General features: G+C 70.8%; 15 protein-coding genes and 1 tRNA gene. 9 read left to right on the top strand and 7 right to left on the bottom strand.

Annotated features, from left to right (window positions below; genetic code table 11):
- Positions 1-22 precede the first annotated feature (22 nt).
- A complete protein-coding gene (locus tag P9K36_RS28775; protein ID WP_043760242.1) occupies positions 23-1,564 on the top strand; it encodes an amidohydrolase family protein in 1,542 nt (513 codons plus the stop codon).
- 22 nt (positions 1,565-1,586) lie between these two features.
- Here the strand turns inward: P9K36_RS28775 and gudD are convergent, their stop codons facing one another.
- The 3 genes from gudD to kdgD all read right to left on the bottom strand — a co-directional run bounded on the left by gudD (position 1,587) and on the right by kdgD (position 5,384).
- Positions 1,587-2,936 (bottom strand): glucarate dehydratase, encoded by a 1,350-nt coding sequence (gene gudD, locus P9K36_RS28770; RefSeq protein WP_278306280.1) that lies wholly within the window; start codon positions 2,934-2,936, stop codon positions 1,587-1,589.
- Between the two features lie 79 nt (positions 2,937-3,015).
- Complete coding sequence (locus tag P9K36_RS28765; protein ID WP_043386722.1) at positions 3,016-4,371, bottom strand: MFS transporter; 1,356 nt, start codon at positions 4,369-4,371, stop codon at positions 3,016-3,018.
- Positions 4,372-4,469: 98 nt separating this feature from the next.
- A complete protein-coding gene (gene kdgD, locus P9K36_RS28760) occupies positions 4,470-5,384 on the bottom strand; it encodes a 5-dehydro-4-deoxyglucarate dehydratase (protein ID WP_043760238.1) in 915 nt (304 codons plus the stop codon).
- Positions 5,385-5,492: 108 nt separating this feature from the next.
- Here kdgD and P9K36_RS28755 point away from each other — a divergent pair, with 108 nt between their 5' ends.
- A complete protein-coding gene (locus P9K36_RS28755; RefSeq protein WP_043357021.1) occupies positions 5,493-6,395 on the top strand; it encodes a LysR substrate-binding domain-containing protein in 903 nt (300 codons plus the stop codon).
- A 115-nt stretch (positions 6,396-6,510) separates the two neighbouring features.
- Positions 6,511-6,798, top strand: coding sequence for an MTH1187 family thiamine-binding protein (locus P9K36_RS28750; RefSeq protein WP_043357022.1), 288 nt, complete (start codon positions 6,511-6,513; stop codon positions 6,796-6,798).
- Positions 6,799-7,047: 249 nt separating this feature from the next.
- On the opposite strand, the gene P9K36_RS28745 is transcribed toward P9K36_RS28750, so the two are convergent.
- Positions 7,048-7,221, bottom strand: a complete 174-nt coding sequence (locus P9K36_RS28745) for a metallothionein (RefSeq protein ID WP_043357024.1) — start codon at positions 7,219-7,221, stop codon at positions 7,048-7,050.
- A gap of 156 nt (positions 7,222-7,377) precedes the next feature.
- On the opposite strand from P9K36_RS28745, the gene P9K36_RS28740 reads away from it, so the two are divergent.
- Both P9K36_RS28740 and P9K36_RS28735 read left to right on the top strand, forming a co-directional pair.
- Positions 7,378-9,696 carry an FdhF/YdeP family oxidoreductase gene (locus P9K36_RS28740; RefSeq protein ID WP_043760236.1) on the top strand — a complete coding sequence of 773 codons (2,319 nt, stop codon included), beginning with the start codon at positions 7,378-7,380 and terminating at the stop codon, positions 9,694-9,696.
- A 45-nt stretch (positions 9,697-9,741) separates the two neighbouring features.
- The gene (locus P9K36_RS28735; RefSeq protein WP_043760234.1) at positions 9,742-11,112 is read left to right on the top strand and encodes a pentapeptide repeat-containing protein; all 1,371 of its coding nucleotides are present in this window, start codon (positions 9,742-9,744) and stop codon (positions 11,110-11,112) included.
- Between the two features lie 52 nt (positions 11,113-11,164).
- Here the strand turns inward: P9K36_RS28735 and P9K36_RS28730 are convergent, their stop codons facing one another.
- Together P9K36_RS28730 and selA are read right to left on the bottom strand one after the other, a co-directional pair.
- Positions 11,165-11,635 carry a MarR family transcriptional regulator gene (locus P9K36_RS28730; RefSeq protein WP_043760232.1) on the bottom strand — a complete coding sequence of 157 codons (471 nt, stop codon included), beginning with the start codon at positions 11,633-11,635 and terminating at the stop codon, positions 11,165-11,167.
- 123 nt (positions 11,636-11,758) lie between these two features.
- On the bottom strand, positions 11,759-13,201 hold the full coding sequence (gene selA, locus P9K36_RS28725; RefSeq protein ID WP_052083774.1) for an L-seryl-tRNA(Sec) selenium transferase: 1,443 nt from the start codon (positions 13,199-13,201) through the stop codon (positions 11,759-11,761).
- 187 nt (positions 13,202-13,388) lie between these two features.
- Here selA and P9K36_RS28720 point away from each other — a divergent pair, with 187 nt between their 5' ends.
- The 4 genes from P9K36_RS28720 to P9K36_RS28705 all read left to right on the top strand — a co-directional run bounded on the left by P9K36_RS28720 (position 13,389) and on the right by P9K36_RS28705 (position 18,991).
- Complete coding sequence (locus P9K36_RS28720; protein WP_274926289.1) at positions 13,389-14,819, top strand: mannose-1-phosphate guanylyltransferase/mannose-6-phosphate isomerase; 1,431 nt, start codon at positions 13,389-13,391, stop codon at positions 14,817-14,819.
- Between the two features lie 130 nt (positions 14,820-14,949).
- Complete coding sequence (locus P9K36_RS28715) at positions 14,950-15,963, top strand: SDR family oxidoreductase (protein ID WP_278306279.1); 1,014 nt, start codon at positions 14,950-14,952, stop codon at positions 15,961-15,963.
- On the top strand, positions 15,964-16,875 hold the full coding sequence (locus P9K36_RS28710) for an alpha/beta hydrolase (protein ID WP_043760228.1): 912 nt from the start codon (positions 15,964-15,966) through the stop codon (positions 16,873-16,875).
- A gap of 427 nt (positions 16,876-17,302) precedes the next feature.
- On the top strand, positions 17,303-18,991 hold the full coding sequence (locus tag P9K36_RS28705; protein ID WP_043760226.1) for a HAMP domain-containing methyl-accepting chemotaxis protein: 1,689 nt from the start codon (positions 17,303-17,305) through the stop codon (positions 18,989-18,991).
- 466 nt (positions 18,992-19,457) lie between these two features.
- Here the strand turns inward: P9K36_RS28705 and P9K36_RS28700 are convergent.
- Positions 19,458-19,533: transfer RNA gene (locus P9K36_RS28700), tRNA-Val, on the bottom strand.
- Positions 19,534-19,561 lie beyond the last annotated feature (28 nt).

Raw genomic sequence — 19,561 nt, 5'->3', positions numbered from 1 at the left:
CTCCCCCAACACGGACACGACCATGGCCACATCGCTGATCCGCAGCCGGCGGATGATCACCCGTACCCTCGATCACGACCGCTGGGAGGAGATCGCCGACGGCGCGGTCCTGCAGAAGGACGGCGTGATCGAGGCGGTCGGCACCTACGCGGACCTGCATGCCCGCTATCCCGACGCCCCCGTGATCGGCTCCGGCCGCGAGATCCTGCTGCCGGGCTTCGTCAACGGCCACCACCATGTCGGCCTGACGCCGGTGCAGCTCGGCTCCCCCGACATGCCGCTGGAACTGTGGTTCGTCACCCGCATGGTGGCGCGCAACCTGAACCTCTACCTCGACACCCTGTACTCGGCCTTCGAGATGGTCGGCTCCGGGATCACCACGGTCCAGCACATCCACGGCTGGATGCCCGGCAGCCTGGAGGAGGTCGAGGCGCGCTCCAACGAGGTGCTGCGCGCCTATCGCGACATCGGCATGCGGGTTTCGTACTGCTTCGCGGTCCGCGACCAGAACCGCCTCGTCTATCAGGCCGACATGGATTTCGTGGCGAGCCTGCCGGCGCCGCTGCAGGACCCGATGAAGCGCTGGTTCGAGCGCTTCCAGATGTCCCTGGAAGACAACTTCTCCCTGTTCCGCAGCCTGCATGCCGGACAGGCCGGGGCGTCGCGGTCCAAGATCCAGCTCGCGCCCGCCAACCTCCACTGGTGCTCCGACGCGGCCCTCGAAGGGCTCGCCGGCCTGTCCGAATCCTACGACGTGCCGATGCACATGCACCTCGTCGAGACCGCCTACCAGAAGGCCTATGCGGAGAAGCGCGGCGGCGGCACCGCCGTCGAGTATCTCGATCGGTTCGGCATGCTCGGTCCGCGCCTGACCCTCGGCCACGGGGTCTGGCTGAACGAATCCGACATCGAGCGGGTCGCGGCGACCGGCACCTGCATCTGCCACAATTGTTCGTCGAACTTCCGGCTGCGCTCCGGCGTGGCGGCGCTCAACCGGTTCGAGGCGAAGGGGATCAACACGGCGATCGGCCTCGACGAGGCCGGCATCAACGACGACCGCGACATGCTCCAGGAGATGCGCCTCGTGCTCCGCGCCCACCGGGTGCCCGGCATGGACGAGGCCGACGTGCCGAGCATGGCGCAGGTGCTGCGCATGGCGACCGTCGGCGGCGCCCGCACCACGCCCTATGGCGATAGCCTGGGCACGATCGAAGTCGGCAAGGGCGCCGACATGGTCCTGATCGACTGGGACCAGATCGCCTACCCGTATCTCGACCCGGAGACGCCGCTCCTCGACGCCGTGATCCAGCGGGCCAAGACCGGCGGCGTGACCACGGTGCTGTGCGAGGGCGAGGTGCTCTACGCCGACGGCCGCTTCACCCGGGTCGACAAGGATGCCGCCCTGAAGGCGCTCCACGACGACCTGTCGCGGGCGCTGTCGGACGACGAGGTCGAGCGGCGCCAGCTCTCGAAGGCGCTGCTGCCCCACGCGCGGCGCTTCTACGCCGATTACATCGACCCGTCGCGGCACGAGCCGTTCTACCGCCCCAGCTCGCGCGTCTGACGGCGCAGGCCCGGGCCGGGCTTCAGCGGACCAGGCAGGGCTTCTTGTTGTCGAAGCTCCAGCCGGGGATCAGGAACTGCATGGCGGCCGCGTCGTCGCGGGCGCCGAGGCCGTGGTCGCGGTAGAGGGCGTGCGCCTCCTCCACCGCCGCCATGTCGAGCTCGATGCCGAGGCCCGGCCGCTCCGGCACCCGCACGAGGCCGCCGCGGATCACCAGCGGCTCCTTGGTCAGGCGCTCGCCGTCCTGCCAGATCCAGTGGGTGTCGATCGCCGTGACGTTGCCCGGGGCCGCCGCGGCCACGTGGGTGAACATGGCGAGCGACACGTCGAAATGGTTGTTCGAATGCGAGCCCCAGGTCAGGCCGTGGTCGCGGCAGAGCTGGGCCACCCGGACCGAGCCGGCGAGCGTCCAGAAATGCGGGTCGGCGAGCGGGATGTCGACGGCGCCGAGCTGGATCGCGTGGTTCATCTGCCGCCAGTCGGTGGCGATCATGTTGGTGGCGGTGGGCAGGCCGGTGGCGCGGCGGAACTCGGCCATGATCTCGCGGCCCGAGAACCCGCCCTCGGCGCCGCAGGGATCCTCCGCGTAGGCCAGGACGTGGCCCTGGCCCTTGCAGAGGCGGATCGCCTCGTCGAGGGACCACGCGCCGTTCGGGTCCAGCGTCACCCGCGCCTTGGGGAAGCGCGCGTGGATCGCGGTGACGGCGGCGATCTCCTCCTCGCCCCGCAGCACGCCGCCCTTCAGCTTGAAATCGTTGAAGCCGTACCGGTCGTAGGCGGCCTCGGCGAGGCGGGCCACGGCCTCCGGTGTCAGCGCCTCCTCGTCGCGCAGGCGGAACCATCCGTCGCGGGCGGTCGGCGCGCGATAATCGAGATCGGTGCGGGTGCGGTCGCCGACGTAGAACAGGTAGCCCAGCATCTCGACGGCGTCGCGCTGCTGGCCCTCGCCCAGGAGGGCGGCCACGGGCACGTCGAGGTACTGGCCGAGCAAGTCGAGGAAGGCGGATTCGACCGCCGTCACCGCGTGGATGGTTATGCGCAGGTCGAAGGTCTGCAGCCCGCGCCCGCCGGAATCGCGGTCCGCGAAGCGCGTCCGCATGGCGTTCAGCACCGCGTTCCAGGCGCCGAGCGGCTGCCCGACCACGAGGTCCCGGGCATCCTCCAGGGTCTTGCGGATGCCCTCGCCGCCGGGGACTTCGCCGAGGCCGGTGGCGCCGGTGGAGTCCGTGAGGATCACGAGGTTGCGGGTGAAGTACGGGCCGTGCGCGCCCGAGAGGTTGAGGAGCATGCTGTCGTGGCCGGCGACCGGCACGACCTTCATCTCGGTCACGGTGGGCGTGTTGCGCGCGGCATGACGGCTGTCGTTCGGCATGGCGTCCTCCTCGAAGATCCCCGGCCGGCCTGAGCCGGGCGCGGGGCGGGTTCGGAACGGGGCCGGTCCGGCCCGCGGGTCAGTGGGCCTTCAGCTCGACGCGGCGGATCTCGCCGACCACCACGAGGTAACAGAAGCAGGCGACGAGGGCGTTCAGGCCCACGAAGACCAGGGCGCCGTTGAACGAGCCCGTGCTCTGGACGATGTAGCCGATGGCGATCGGCGTGGTGATGCCGGCGGTGTTGCCGAAGGTGTTGAACAGGCCGCCCGAAAGGCCGCCGCTCTCCCGCGGGGAGGTGTCGGCGACGACCGCCCAGCCGAGCGCGCCGATGCCCTTGCCGAAGAAGGCGAGCGCCATCAGCCCGACCACGAGGGCATCCGCCTGGACGTAGTTGCAGCCGATGATGCTCATCGACAGCAGCATGCCGCCGACGATCGGGATCTTGCGGGCCGCCGTCAGGGAGAAGCCGCGGCGCAGGAGCAGGTCGGAGATCACGCCCCCGAGGATGCCGCCGATGAAGCCGCAGAGCGCCGGCAGCACCGCGGCGAAGCCGGCCTGGAGGATCGACAGGCCGCGCTCCTTGACGAGGTAGACCGGGAACCACGTCAGGAAGAAGTAGGTCAGCACGGTGATGCAGTACTGGCCGATATAGATGCCGAGCAGCATGCGGTTGGCGAGCAGCTGGCGCAGCGTCCGGCCGGCATCGCCCTGCCTGGTCCGGCTCTGCCCGTCCATGTCGAGCAGCGCGCCACCGGCCTCGATGTAGTCCCGCTCCGCCTGATTCATGGACGGGTGGTTCTTCGGGCTGTCGACGACGCGCAGCCACACCACCGCGAAGGCGAGGCCGAGCAGGCCCATGCTGGTGAAGACGTGGTGCCAGCCGAAATTGTGGACGATCCACGCCATCAGCGGCGTGAACAGCACAGTGGCGAAGTACTGCGCCGAGTTGAAGAACGCCGACGCCATGCCGCGCTCCCGGGTCGGGAACCACGCGGCGACGATCCGGGCATTGGCGGGGAAGACCGGCGCCTCGGTGAGGCCGACGGCGAGCCGCAGGGCGAACAGCAGCACCACGGCGGTGAGGCCGGAGAAGAAGCCGACGGCCCCCTGGACCAGGGTGAAGCCGGACCAGAGGGCGACGGCGGCGGCGTAGACCCATTTGACGCTGTAGCGGTCGAGGAGCCAGCCGCCCGGAATCTGGGCCAGAACGTAGGACCACGCGAAGGCCGAGAAGACGTAGCCCATCTGGACCGGAGACAGGCCGAGTTCCTTGGCCATGTCGGGTCCGGCGATCGAGATGGTCGCGCGGTCGGCGTAGTTGATCGTGGTGGCGGCGAACAGCATCGCGACGATCAGCAGGCGGACGCGGGTGCGGCGACCCGCATCGGCGGCGTCGAGCAGGGTGCTCGCCGCGCCGCTCGAACTGGCACTCATGGACGTTCTCCCTGGCTCGTCGCCGCCCGGTTGATCCAGGAGGCGGGTCGTTGCCGCCGTTGGCTCGGCGGGTCTGTCGTTGGTCGTCTCGTGGGGGCTCAGCGGCGGTCGCCGATCAGCGCCGTCAGCTCGGCGCGCTCCGCCGCGTCCAATTCGGTCAGCGGCGGCCGGACCGGGCCGGCGTGGCGGCCGACGGCGCTCATCCCCGCCTTGACGATCGAGACCGCGTAGCCGCGCTTGCGGTTGCGGATCGCGATGTAGGGGAGGACGAAGTCGCGCAGCTCCCGGTAGACGGCGTCGCGGTCCCGGCGGCGCACGCTGTCGTAGAAGGACAGCGCCCATTCGGGCAGGAAGTTGAAGATCGCCGAGGAGTAGGTGGTGACGCCCATCTCCAGATACGGCAGCGCGAAGGTCTCGGCGGTGGGCAGGCCGCCGACATAGGTCAGGCGGTCGCCCAAAGCGGCGTAGATCCGGGTCATCAGCTCGACATCGCCGACGCCGTCCTTGAAGCCGACGAGGTTCGGGCAGCGCTCGCACAGGCTGGCGAGCGTCTGCTCGTTGAGCTGGGCGTTGGCGCGGTTGTAGACGATGATCCCGAGAGAGGTCGCGCGGCAGACCGCCTCGATATGGGCGGCGAGACCGGCCTGCTCGGAGCCGACGAGGTAGGGCGGCAGCAGCAGAATTCCGTCCGCGCCGGCGGCCTCGGCGGCCCGGGCCATCTCGACCGCCAGGGCGGTGCCCTGGCCGGCGGGGGCGATGACCGGCGTGCGGCCGCGGGTCTCCGCGACGGCGGCGCGCAGGACCCGGTCGATCTCGGCGGGCGTCAGCGAGAAGAACTCGCCGGTGCCGCCGGCCGCGAACAGGCCCGAGACCTTGTAGTCGGCCAGCCGCCCGAGATTGTCCCGATAGGCGGTCTCGTCGAAGCCGAGATCGTCGCGGAAATGGGTGACCGGAAACGACAGCAGGCCGGAGCCCAACACGCGCGCCATCTCGACCGGGGTCATCCGCGCCATCGATTCCTCTCTCTGATGCGCACCGTTCGGTGTCGCGTCCGGGGTTAGGCGCAGGCCTTCGATGCGTCCAACGTTGATTTTGGCTGGATTATCCCGGATTTTGCATCAATGTTCGATCTCGGCCACGCCCGCAGCTTCATCGCCGTCGCAGAGGAGATGCATTTCGGCCGGGCCGCGGCACGGCTGAACCTGACCCAGTCGCCCCTGTCGCGGCAGATCCAGATGCTGGAGCAGACGCTGGGCGTGACGCTGCTCGAGCGGACCACACGGGCGGTGCGCCTGACCCCGGCGGGCCGGACCTTCCTGGCGGAGGCCCACCGGGTGCTGGCGGCGGCCGAGAACGCCGCGCGCATCACGCAGCGCGCCGACCGGGGCGAGAGCGGGGTGCTGCGCCTCAGCTTCACCGCCGCCTCGGCCTACCGGACGCTGCCCCAGGTCGTCGCCCATGTCCGCCGGACCCTGCCCGAGGTCGACCTCGTGCTGGAGGAGATGGTCTCGGACGAGCAGATCCTGGCTTTGGGCGAGAACCGCACCGATCTCGCGATCCTGCGGCCAAGTCCGGTCCTGCAGGATCCGAAATCCGCGATCGCGACGGCGCCGCTCGCACGGGAACGGCTGCTGCTCGCGGTCCCGCGCGGACACCGCCTGGCGACCGCCCGCACCCCGACCCTGCGGGATCTCGACGGCGAGGCCTTCGTGACGTGGTCGCCCCGGGGTGGCCGCTACTTCATCGACCTCCTCGACAGGCTGTTCGAGGCCGGGGGCGTGCAGCCGCGGATCGTGCAGCGGGTGAATCAGGTCCACGCGATGCTGGCGCTCGTCGGCGCGGGCATCGGCGTCGCGCTGGTGCCGGGCAGTGCCCGGGGCAACAGCATGGCCGATATCCGGCTCCGGCCGATCGCCCTGCCCGCCACGACCGGGCCGGAGCTGTGGCTCGCGTGGCGCACCGACAATGCCAATCCGTGCCTGCCTTCCGTGCGCGCCGCCGCGCTCGAAACCGGCGAGGCGTGACGGCCGGCTCGGCAGCGCCCTGGAAAGTCGATGCGGCCGGCGATAGCCTGCCGGCCCGCCCCGCGTCCGGTCGCAGAACCGTGCGGGGCCGCTTCCCCCGGATCAGGCAGGCACCATGAAAGTTTCGGCCGACCTCTGCATCGTGCCGATGGGCGTCGGCCCGTCGGTCTCGCCCTACGTCCGGGCGATCAAGGACATCATCGAGGCGAGCGGGCTCACCGCCACGATGCATCCCAACGGCACGAACATCGAGGGTGAGCTGTCGGAGATCTGCGCGCTGGCCGAGCGATGCGAGGCGAAGCTCGCCGAACTCGGCGTCCAGCGGACCTTCTTCACGCTGATCTTCTCGACGCGCCGCGACAAGGATCAGTCGATGGCCGACAAGCTCGCGGCGGTCTCCTGACCGCGAGGACGGGCACGGACGCAGAGCCGCTCCCGATCAGGTCGGCGGAGTGACGACAGCCGAGCCCGCGCCGAGCGAGGCGCGGGTCCCCTCTCCCGTGCGGGAGAGGGACAGGGTGAGGGGCGAGAGCTTTCCGGAAAGACCTGATCCCTCACCCCAACCCTCTCCCGCACGGGAGAGGGGGCGCGTCGCGGCTGTCTCGACCAAAGATGCCTTCTCCAGACCGTCGCAGCGCGATTGCGAGCGGCCCTAGCCGTGGCAGGCGCAGCCGGCGTGCTCGCAGCCGGCGTGATTCTTGTGGCCGTCCGCGCAGTCGTCGCAGCAATAGGCCTTGCCGTCCCGCGACACGGCCTTGGAGACCGGAATCACGCAGACGCAATCCTGGCACGCACACTTCACCATCTCGACGTCGACGCTGGCCATGGTTTCCTCCTCCGGCGGTCGGTCCGCGGCTCGACGTTAGATCCGCGCCATCGGCAAGGAAAGCCGTCCAAGAACGCGGTGACGCGCCCGTGATCCCATTCGCTCCCTCGTGCGTTCCCTTCGTCCGGTGATCGATGCGCCGGATGGGAGGACGGCATGGCCGATCAGAAGACCGACGACGTCCGGATCGAGCCCTATGACGGCCCGGCGGGCGGCTGGGGCTCGGCCCGCTCCCTCGTCGAGATCCTGACCCGTGAGGGCGTGCCGATCACCGGCTCGGCGATGCTGCTGAAGCAGAACAAGCCGGACGGCTACATGTGCACGTCCTGCGCCTGGGCGAAGCCCGCCAAGCCCCTCGCCTTCGAGTATTGCGAGAACGGCGCCAAGGCGACCGCCTGGGAGCAGACGCGGCGGCGGGCGACCCCGGACTTCTTCGCCGAACACACGGTGACCGAACTCCTCGGCTGGAGCGACTACGCCCTCGAAGAGCAGGGACGCCTCACCCATCCGATGCGGTACGATCCGGAGACGGACCGCTACCGGCCCGTCGCCTGGGCGGAGGCCCTCGCGGAGATCGGCCGGGAGCTGAAGGACCTGCGCGCGCAGGACCCGAAATCGGTGGTGTTCTACGCCTCGGGACGGGCCTCCCTCGAGACCAGCTACATGTGGGCGCTGCTCGCCCGGCTCTACGGCAACAACAACCTGCCGGATTCCTCCAACATGTGCCACGAGCCGACCTCGGTGGCCCTGCCGCAATCGATCGGCGCGCCGGTGGGCACGGTGCTGCTGGAGGACTTCGAGACCACCGATCTGATCTTCTTCTTCGGCCAGAATGTCGGGTCGAATTCGCCGCGGATGCTGCACCCGCTCCAGGAGGCGCGGCGCCGGGGGGCCCAGATCATCACCTTCAACCCCCTCCGGGAACGCGGGCTGGAGCGCTTCACCGACCCGCAATCGCCGGTAGAGATGCTGACGCGCTCCTCCACCAAGATTTCGACGCAGTATCACCAAGTGAAAGCCGGCGGGGATCTCGCGGCGCTCACCGGCCTGTGCAAGGCGCTGCTCGCCCTCGACCGGGCGGCGGACGCCGCCGGCCGGCCGGGGGTCCTCGATCGCGCCTTCATCACCGAGCACACCCACGGCTTCGAGGCCTTCGTCCGCTTCTGCGACGGGCAGGATTGGGCCGCCCTGGAGCGGCGCTCCGGACTGACCCGGACGGCGCTGGAGGCGGCCGCCGGCGTCTACGCCCGCGCGAAGGCGGTGATCGGCATCTACGGGATGGGCCTGACCCAGCACCGCAAGGGCACCGAGACCGTCCGGATGCTCGTCAACCTGCTGCTTCTGCGCGGCAATATCGGAAAGCCCGGCGCCGGGATCTGCCCGGTGCGGGGCCACTCGAACGTGCAGGGTCAGCGTACCGTCGGCATCACCGAGAAGCCCGAACTGGCACCGCTCGACCGGCTGAAGGAACTCTACGACTTCGAGCCACCGCGGGAGAAGGGGCTCAACACGGTGGAGACCTGCGAGGGGCTCCTCGATGGACGCGTGAAGGCGTTCATCGGGCTCGGCGGCAACTTCCTGCGGGCGATCCCCGATACCGGCCGGATGGAGCCGGCCTGGCGCCGGCAACGGCTCACGGTGCAGGTCTCGACCAAGCTCAACCGCTCCCACCTCGTGAACGGCGCCGTCGCCTACATCCTGCCGTGCCTCGGCCGGATCGAGATCGACCGGCAGGCGAGCGGCCCGCAGGCCGTGTCGATCGAGAGCTCCACCGCGCAGTTCCATGGCTCGCGGGGGGTGGCCGATCCGGTCGGTCCGCATGTGCGCGCCGAACCCTGGATCGTGGCGGAGATCGCCAAGGCGACCCTGCCGCCGAATCCCCGCATCGACTGGGATGCCTGGGTCGCCGATTACGCGCGGGTGCGCGACGCGATCGAAGCGACCTACCCGAGCGTGTTCCACGACCTGAACGGTCGGATGTTCCAGCCCGGCGGCCTGCTGAAACCGCTGGGCGCCCGCGACCGCAAGTGGGAGACCGAGACCGGGAAGGCGAATTTCGCGGTCCCCGAGGGCCTCGAGGCCGATCCGGACCTTCCCGCCCGCGGCCCGGACGTGCTCGATCTGATCACCCTGCGGTCGAACGATCAGTTCAACACCACGGTCTACGGCTACGACGACCGCTTCCGCGGGGTGAAGGGCACCCGCGACGTGCTGTTCATGAACCGGCGGGACATCGCCCGGCTGGGGCTGAGGGACGGCCTCACCGTCGCCGTGGCGACCGAGGCCGAGGACCAAGTGCCGCGGCGCGTCGGCGGCCTGCGCGTGGTGGCCTACGACATCCCGGAGGGCAACTGCGCCGGGTATTATCCGGAGCTGAACGTGCTGCTGCCGCTTTGGCACCATGACGAGCAGTCCAAGACGCCGGCCGCCAAGGCGATCGCCGTGCGGGTGGCGGCCGCGACCCAGGGCCCGTGAGCGGCGTGTCTGGCGTCCGGTCGCGCGTTCCGGCAAGGAACGACCATGGACCAAGCGACCCCACCCGATGCACGACCGGACACTCCGGTGGAGTCGCGGCTGCGCGCCCTCCTCGACCGGATCGCCGGCGGGGCGCCCCTGCATGAGCCGGGCGCGGACCTGTCGCAGCTGAGCGCCGGGCCGGACGCGCTCGCCGCACAGCCGGACGCCGGCATCGGCACGGACGTCGAGTCCGGCGGACTGGCGCTGGCCGGTGCGGACCTGTCCCGTGCCCGCATGGAGCAGGCCGACCTCTCCGGCGCCAACCTGCGCCGGGCACGCCTCGCCGGCGCCGTCGGACGCTCGACGCGCTTCACCGGCGCGATCCTGGAGGAGGCCGACCTGTCCGAGGCCGACCTCTCGGGGGCGGACTTCACCGGCATCGTCGCTGGTCAGGTGAAGTTCGCCGGGGCGATGCTGGAGGATGCCCGCTTCGGGCACGCCGCGATGCGCTTCGCCGACCTGTCCGGCGCCCTCCTGGACGGGACCGATTTCGCCGAGGCCGACCTCTGGGGTGCGGATTTCTCCGGGGCGGATGCGGACGACACGGTCTTCCGCGGGGCGCGGCTCGACGAGGCCAAGCTCACCGACGCCAATCTGACCCATGCGGATTTCGCCGAGGCGAGCCTGACCAAGGCGTCGCTCGCCGGCTCGCGGCTGCGGGGGGCGCATTTCACCGGGGCGAAGCTCGACGGTGCCGATCTTTCGGGCGCGGATCTCTCGGACACCGACCTCGTACGGCTGAACCTCGGCACCTGCCGCCTGCGGCATGCCCGCTTCGCCGGCGCCTGGCTCAACGGAACGCGGATGAGCGTGGAGCAGCTCGGCGGGGCGGTGGGCGAGGAAGTGGCCGGCGCCTACGAGGCCGCCCAGGCGAGCTACCTCGCGCTGGAGCAGAACTGGAAGAGCATCGGAAGCCACGACGCGGCGAGCTGGGCCTACAAGCGCGGCCGGCGGATGGGCCGCTTCCATGCCGGCCAGCAGGCCCGCGGCGCCTGGGGCGCCCGGGACGGGGCCGGCTTCCTGCGCCACGGCTATCGCTGGACCGCGGACCGCTTCGTCGAGTGGCTGTGCGATTACGGCGAGAGCCTGTCGCGCATCGCCCGGGCCTTCGCCCTGCTGATCGTGGTGTTCGCGGGCCTCTTCGGGCTCACCGGCGGCCTGTTCATCCTGGAGGGGCCGGAGGCGGGGCCGACCTACAATCCCCTCGACCTCCTGAGCTACAGCGCGCTCAACATGATGACCGCCAACCCGCCGGAGATCGGCCTCAAGCCCACCGGCCGCGTCACCAACCTGCTGGTCGGCATCGAGGGCGGCGTCGGCATCATCCTGATGGGGCTCTACGGCTTCGTCCTGGGCAACCGCCTGCGGCGGTGAGGCCGATCGCTCCAGCGCGGCGCAAGCGGCTCATCGCGGCTCCGAGGGCGCCTCAGTCGCTCACGCTGAGCCGCTCGATGACGAGGCTGAGATCCTTGCGGAGGGCGCGGATCTCCGGCTCGCTGAGTTCGAGCTGGCACATCACGCTCTCGCGGACGGAGACCGCGTCGGCGCGCAAAGCGGCGCCCTCGGGCGTCAGGGCGATCTCGACCTCGCGCTCGTCGGACTGGCGGCGGGTCCGGAGCAGGAAGCCCGCGCCCTCCAGGCGCTTCAGCACCGGTGTCAGCGTGCCGGAATCCAGACGCAGGCGCCGGCCGATCTCCGACACGGTGACGCCGTCCTGCTCCCACAGCACCAGCAGGACCAGATATTGCGGGTATGTCAGTCCGAGCCGCTCGAGCAGGGGCCGGTACGACTTGGTCATTCGATGCGCGGCAGCATAGAGCGCGTAGCAAAGCTGGTTATCGAGAAGCAGCGGATCCGTCTCCGGCTCCGCCTCAGCCGTATCGGCAATATACGCCATATCGTTCGCCCATCGCGGTCCACGCACCGCCACTCTCGACCGCGACCGCAGGTCCGTCATTATACCATAACACGGGATGCCGGCGCGCAAGATCCAGACGTGTGATCCGTTCTCTCAACAACCCTATGTGGTTCGTCGCCCGTCTTCAGCGCGCGTCAGCGCCGCCAGGGCGGCGAGGAAGCCGGCCTCGTCCTCCAGGGTCCGGAGGTCGAGGCGGACGGCCTCGTCGCTGATGCGGCCGATCACCGGCACCGGAAGCCGGCGCAGATCCTCGGCGAGCCGCCGGCACCGCCCGCCGCCGCCCCGTCCCCCCGGGGCGTTCGGCGTCAGGACCAGGGCGGCGCTGGGAAGCGTCTCCACCGGCAGGGCGCCGGATCCGATCTGGCTGATGCAGTCGGCGACCGAGACCGTGGCCCGGCCGGCGAGCCGCTCCGCCACCGCGGGGGCGAGGCGCTCGGCCTGTGCGGCGATCGCGTGCCGCTCGCGGGTGAGGAGCCGCAGGGTCGGCAGCTCCGCACGCAGCCGCTCGGGATGCAGATAGAGCCGCAGCACGGCTTCGAGGGCCGCGTAGGTCATCTTGTCGACGCGCAGGGCGCGCTTCAGGGGGTTCTTGCGCACACGGGCGATCAGGTCCTTCCGGCCGGCGACGATGCCGCACTGGACCGCGCCGAGCAGCTTGTCGCCGCTGAAGGTCACGACATCCGCCCGCTCCAGGGCGACCCGGACCGTGGGCTCGGGGGGCAGGCCGTAGGCCGCGAGGTCGACGAGGCTGCCGCTGCCGAGGTCGTCCGCCAGCGGCACGCCCCGCTCCCGGCAGAGGGCGTGGAGGGCGACGGGATCCGCCGCCGCGGTGAAGCCCGCGATGGCGTAGTTGCTCGGATGCACCTTCATCACCAAGCCGGTGCGGGGCCCGAGGGCCTCCGCATAGTCGCGCAGGTGGGTGCGGTTGGTGGTGCCGACCTCGCGCAGGCGGCAGCCGGCCCGCACCATCACGTCCGGCACCCGGAACGAGCCGCCGATCTCCACGAGCTCGCCGCGGGAGACCACCACCTCCTTGCGCATGGCGAGCGCGTTCAGCACCAGCAGGACCGCCGCCGCGTTGTTGTTGACGACCACCGCGGCCTCGGCGCCGGTCAGGCGGCAGATCAGCGCCTCGACATGGTCGTCGCGCTCGCCGCGGGCGCCGGTCGCCAGATCGAATTCGAGGTTGCTCGCCTGCACCATCACGGCGGCCACCGCCTCCGCGGCCGAGCGGGGCAGCAGGGCGCGACCGAGATTGGTGTGGAGCACCGTCCCGGTCAGGTTGAAGACCGGCCGCAGGGACGGGCGGCGCTCGGCGGCGAGCCGCGCGGACGCTTCGGCCCGGATCGCCGCCGCGTCCGGGACGGGGCGGCCCCCGGCCCGGATCCCGGCCAGAACCGTCCGGATGGCATCCGTGAAGGCCGTCCGTCCGTAGGTCTCGAGTTCCGCGGGCGACGCGGCGCCGACGAGGCGCTCCACCGAGGGGATCCGGCGCGGGGACGGCACCGGATCGTCGGCCGGGGGGGTGGGGACGGGCGCATTCATGTCAGGTCAGAAATAACCATCCCCCGGCACGGAGCCAGTCCGTTCCGGCGCGGATAATGCGCGCAGCTTGTTCAGTCTCCGCCCCGACGGTAAGGGCAGATCTGGAAATCGGCGGCCGAGAGTCCATCGCACCCGCGCGGGGCGGGCTCGGCCGCGCCCCCGCCGAGCCCTCTCGGGAGACGCCGCCATGTCCCGATCTTCGATCCAGATCCACCCGATGATCCTGTGCGGGGGGACGGGGACGCGGCTGTGGCCGGCGTCGCGGGAGAGCATGCCCAAGCAGTTCGCCCGGCTGGTGGATGCCGAGCGCTCGACCTTCCAGGCGACGCTGGCGCGGGTGTCGGACGCGTCCGTCTTCGCCAGGCCCACGGTCATCGCCTCGGCGGAGGCCCGCTTCATCGTCGCCGAGCAGCGTGACCAGCTGGGTCTTGCCGCCGACATCCTGCTGGAGCCGCAGGGCCGCGACTCGGCCGCCGCCGTGGCGGTGGCCGCACTGCACGCCGCCGCCGCCGACCCGCAGGCCGTGGTGCTGATCCTGGCCGCCGACCATGTCGTGCCCGACACGGAGGCCTTCGTCGACGCGGTGCGGCGCGCGGCCGCCGGCGCCCAGGCCGGCTACACCATGACGCTCGGCATCGAGCCGGACCGGCCCGCCACCGATTACGGCTACATCCGCCGGGGCGAGCCGATCGCCGAGGCGCCCGGCGCGGCCCGGGTCGCCCGCTTCGTCGAGAAGCCCGACCGGGCCGGCGCCGAGGCGCTGATCACGGACGGCGCCCTGTGGAACTCGGGCTACTTCCTGTTCCGCGCCGACCTGATGCTGGCCGAGCTGGAGGCGTTCGTCCCCGAGGTGCTGGCGGCCGCGCGGGCGGCGCTGGAGGCGGCGGTGACCGACCTCGACTTCGTGCGCCTCGATGCGGCGGCCTTCGCCCAGGCGCCCAAGATCTCGATCGACTACGCGGTGATGGAGCGGACCGCCCGGGCCGGCGTGCTGCCGGTGTCGTTCTCGTGGTCGGATGTCGGCACCTGGGACGCGGTCTGGCAGGTGCTGGACCACGACGCGGAAGGCAACGCCGTGCGCGGCCGGGTCTCGCTGATCGGCACGAAGAACAGCCTCGTGCACAGCCAGGGCGAGGGCCTGACCGCGGTGGTCGGCCTGGAGGACGTGGTGGTCGTCTCCACCCCCGACGCGGTGCTGGTGGCCTCCAAGGCGCATTCGGGCCAGGTGAAGGATCTGGTCAACGCCCTGCGGGCCTCGGGCGCGCCGGAGGCGGACGCGCATCTGCGGATGTACCGGCCCTGGGGCTGGTACCAGCGCATCGACATCGGCGAGCGCTTCCAGGTGAAGCGGATCCAGGTGGTGCCGGGCGGGCGGCTATCGCTGCAGAAGCACTACCACCGGGCGGAGCACTGGGTCGTGGTGCGCGGCACCGCCGAGGTGACGATCGACGACCGGGTGGTGCTGGTCCACGAGAACGAGGCGGTCTACCTGCCGATCGGCTCGATGCACCGGCTGGCCAATCCGGGGAAGATCCCGCTGGAGCTGATCGAGGTCCAGGTCGGCTCCTACACCGGCGAGGACGACATCATCCGCGTCGAGGACATCTACGGACGCTGAGCGCGCAGGACCCGACGTCCCTGCGACCCGATCGCCCGCAGGCGCGCTCGGAACATGCGGCCTCCCCGATCGATAGCACAGCGTGTGGCCGCTTCCGTGCGGCCGCGCCGGGCAGCATCGGGGATACCGCATGACGCATAAGCCGCTCCGCGCGCAGGTGATCGTGATCACCGGCGCCTCGTCGGGCATCGGCCTCGCCACGGCCCGTATGGCGGCCGAACGCGGCGCCCGGGTGGTGCTGGCGGCGCGCAGCGGCGACGCCCTGGCGCGCATCCGGGCCGAGATCGAGGGCGTCGGCGGCAAGGCGATCGACGTCGTGGCCGATGTCGGCCGGCGGGCCGACGTGCAGGCGGTCGCCGACCGGGCCGTGGCGACCTTCGGCGGTTTCGACACCTGGGTGAACGTCGCGGGCGGCTCGATCTACGGCCGGCTGCGCGAGGTCAGCGACGCCGACCATGAGCGCCTGATCCAGACCAACTTCTGGGGCACCGTCTACGGGTCCCTGGTGGCGACCGAGCACCTGCGGCAGCACGGTGGCGCCCTCATCAACGTCGGCAGCATCGCCTCGGATCTCGCCTTCCCGTACCAAGGCATGTACGCGGCCTCGAAACACGCCGTGAAGGGCTTCACCGATGCCCTGCGCATGGAGCTGATGGACGAGAAGGCGCCGGTCTCGGTGACGCTGATCAAGCCGGCCTCGATCGACACGCCCCTGCCCCAGCGGGCGCGCAACTACATGGACCGCGAACCGAGCCTGCCGCCTCCGATCTACCCGCCGGAGGAAGTCGCCAACGCCATCCTGCACGCGGCCGTGCACCCGCAGCGCGACATCATCGTGGGCGGGGCCGGCAAGGCCTTCGTGGCCGGCAAGGAATTCGCACCCGGGGCCTACGACCACCTCAGCTCGGCGATCATCGCCCTGCAGAAGCGGACGGACGCGCCGCGCAATCCGAACGGCGCCCTGCATGCGCCGGTGGCGGCCGGCGAGACGCGGGGCGACCCGCCCGTCCCGGTCATGCGGACCAGCGCCTATACCCGTGCGAGCCTGCACCCCCTCGCCGCCGCGGCCGGCCTCCTCGGCGTCGGCGCGGTCACGGCCTTCGCGGTGCTCGGCCCATCGTCCGGGCGCCGGCGGCGCCTGTAAGTGGCCGCTGGCACGGAGGCTCTGCCCGGCGCCGCTCGGCCGGCGCAGGGAGCCGGGGCCGATCCCCGGATCGTGCCGCGCCGGATCGTCGCTTTGGCGCAGGACCGGACGATCGCCTACGCGGAGACCGGCACCGGACCGGACCTCGTGGCGATCCACGGCACGCTGATGTGCCTGGAGGACGTCTGGCTCGGCCCCGTGCCGGCACTGGCCGAGCATTTCCGCGTGGTCGCCGTCGACCGACCGGGCCACGGCTTCAGCCGACGCCCGCGGGGCGCCGCCGCCGACATCTGGGATCAGGCCGCGAGCATCCGGGAAGCCGTGCAGCGCCTCGGCCTGCGGCGGCCGGTGATCCTGGGTCACTCGTTCGGCGGGGCCGTCGCCCTGGCGTACGGGATGCTCCATCCTGAGGAGATCGCCGGCGTCGTGGCCCTGGCGCCGATCTGCTTCCCGGAGCCGCGGCTGGAGCAGGTGCTGTTCGGGCCGCGGGCGCTGCCGTTCGGCGGCGACGCTCTGTCGGCCCTCCTGGCCGCGAGCAGCGACCGGATGCTCCTGCCGCTCCTGTGGAACGCGATGTTCTTTCCCGAGGCGATGCCGCCGCGCTTCGCTCGGGACTTCCCGTTCGATCTCGCGGGTCGCCCGGGGCAGATCACCGCCGAGGGGGAGGATGCCGGCTGGCTCTGGCCGGCGCTGACCCGCAACGTCCTCGGCTACCCGTCGCTGCACCGGCCCGTCCGCATCCTGGGCGGCAGCGCCGACCTGGTGGTGAACAGCACCCTGCACGGAATGCGGGCGGCCGGGATGATCCCCGGCGCGCGGTTCGAACGTCTGCCGGACGCCGGCCACATGCTCCATCATTTCCAGGCCGCTGCGGTCGTGCGCGCGGCCTGCGCGGTGCAAGCCTGCGCCTGACGCGTCCGGCGGCCCCGCGCGTGGCGAGGGTGCTTGAAGATGCTGCCCCGTGCAGATTCCGATCAGTCCACCGGACATGGCCCGATCACGGCCCGATCACGGCCTGCGACGGGAATGTTCCGATCCAACGACGCGCCGTTCACCTCGATCCAGCCCGTTATCGCTGCCCGTCGCCGCCGCCGTCGCTTTGACCGCCCGGTTTCCCGCGCAATAAATCTCAGCCGACCCGGAACTTTTCGCCTTCGCATGCGTCGGGCACGCGGATGCGGTGCCGCCAATCCCTGCGCGCGCCCGAAACCTCTTGCGCACACAAGTCGAAAATCGCGACACCAAGGAAAAAAACGCGCGATTAGGATTTTCTTTATCCGATACCCCGAAGATTGAGCACGTAATTCCAGCTCAATCACCTCGGATACTGGCGATCCACATGCCCCGCCTGACAATCGGCCGCAAACTGATTTTGTCGTCCGCCGTGACGGCCTTGTTCGCTACTGGCGTGATCTACAACCAATGGAACAGCGACCGTCGGATCGCGGAAGCGACCGACGCCGTCGCCCGGGAGCAGACGATCCTGACCGGGATCTCGCAGGCGCAGGTCGCCCTGAACCGGATCCAGCTGAGCTTCAAGGCCGTCGATCTGGCCCGGACCGCTTCCGAGGCCGACGCGGCCGTCACCCGGGCGGCCAAGGAAGCCGAGCAGGCGTCACGCGGCCTCGAGCGCCCGATCGCCATCGCGTTGAAGCCGCAGATCCTGCGTGACAGCGGGACAGCGTTGCAGGATCTGGCCGGCGCCGTGAGGACCTATGCCGACGCCGGACGGACGGACCTGCGCGGCGGCGCGGTCGATCCGGACGCGGCGAACGCGGCACGACGGTCGATCACGGAGCAGATCGCCCGGGCCGAGGGCATGATCGATCAGGCCGTGGCCAACGCGCGCGGCTTCACCGACAAGGCCATGGAGACCACGACCGAGCAGGTCAGCGCAGCGACGCGCTTCGGCCTCTTGGCGGGTGCGGCCATGCTGCTGAGCCTGCTCACGGCCGCGATCCTGCTGATGCTCAACATCCAGCGCCCGATCACCCGCTTGGTGGCGGTGCTGGAGCGCATGGCCGCCGGCGAGATCGACGCGGAGATCCCCGAAAGCCAGCGGGGCGACGAGATCGGCGCGCTCGGCCGCGCCGTCGACAACATCAAGACCATGGTCGCCCGCAAAGCCGCTGAGGAAGCGGAACTCCGGCAGATCGCCGATGCGGCCGCCGCGGCGGAGCGCCGGCGCACGATGGTCGAACTGGCCGACAGCTTCGAGCGGGCGGTCGGCGGCATCGTCAGCATGGTCTCTTCGTCCTCCACGGAGTTGCAGGCCACGGCGGAGCAGATGACCGCCAATGCGAGCCAGACGGCCGCGCAATCGACCACGGTCGCCGCGGCGGCCGAGGAGGCGGCGGCCAATGTCGGGACCGTGGCGGCAGCCGCCGAGGAATTGGGGACCTCCGTGCAGGAGATCGGCCGGCAGGTGGCCGGCTCGGCCGGGCTCGCCCAGGCTGCGGTGGCGGAGGCGGACCAGACCACGCGCCTCGTGCAGGAACTCAGCCAGGCCGCCGAGCAGATCGGCGCGATGGTGGGAATGATCTCGAACATCGCCGGCCAGACCAACCTGTTGGCCCTCAATGCGACGATCGAGGCCGCCCGGGCGGGAGAGTCGGGCCGCGGCTTCGCCGTGGTGGCGGCCGAGGTGAAGGAGCTGGCCAATCAGACGGCACGGGCCACCGAGGAGATCGGCCGGCGGATCGGGCAGGTGCAGGGCGTGACCGACCAGGCCGTTTCGGCCATCGGTGGGATCACGGGGCGGATCCGCGAGATCAACGACGTGGCCTCCAGCATCGCGGCGGCCGTCGAGCAGCAGAGCGCCGCCACGCAGGAGATCGTGCGCAACGTGGCGCAGGCTTCGAGCGGCACGGCCGAAGTGACCGGCAACATTGCGGGTGTGGCCCACGCCTCCGAAGACACGGGCGCAGCCGCCGCGCACGTCCTCACCTCGGCGTCCGAGCTGTCGCAGCAATCCGAACATCTGTCGGCCGAGGTGCGACGCTTCCTGACCACCGTCCGGGCGGCCTGAGCCCGCCCGGCAGGCCTCCTCGCGATGCCCGATCGGGTCGCGCCTGGCGGTGCGACCTAATCGGCCGAGGCGTAGGCCGGCCCCGAGGTCGCGATTCACACGACGTGCGCCGATCGGCCCTCGATACGCCAGACCGGCACATGGCTCTCAAACAATTGCAATCGTTGACGTTCGGAGGCGCTGCCGCTCAGCCCACAGATCGATGCTCCACCCCGGGCCAAGTGGCGCGCGGACAGATGCGCAGGATCGAAAGGTACGCATTGGCCCTCGGTCCTGCCGCAGAAGACGCCGTCGAAACCGACGCGCCGCCGGACCGCGCGTGATCCCCTCCGGGACCTCGTTACGAGGCCCGGCTCGCCCCCTGGCGCGCTTTGCCGGCTCGGTGGCGTGGCGGTGCCGTCAGAACGGTCCCCGCGCAGAACGTGCGACCGATGGAACGGCCAGCTCCGCGAAAGAGGGAGGTTTCTGGTGGGCGGTGAGGGACTCGAACCCCCGACCCTCTCCGTGTAAAGGAGACGCTCTACCAACTGAGCTAACCGCCCGGCCGGCGACCGTTACGGCATGGCGCCG

The sequence above is a fragment of the Methylobacterium sp. 391_Methyba4 genome (genome assembly GCF_029691625.1).
In the GTDB taxonomy this organism is placed as follows: Bacteria; Pseudomonadota; Alphaproteobacteria; order Rhizobiales; family Beijerinckiaceae; genus Methylobacterium; species Methylobacterium fujisawaense.
Note: the sequence above shows the minus strand (reverse complement) of the source record. Positions and strands in the feature narration are given on the sequence as shown.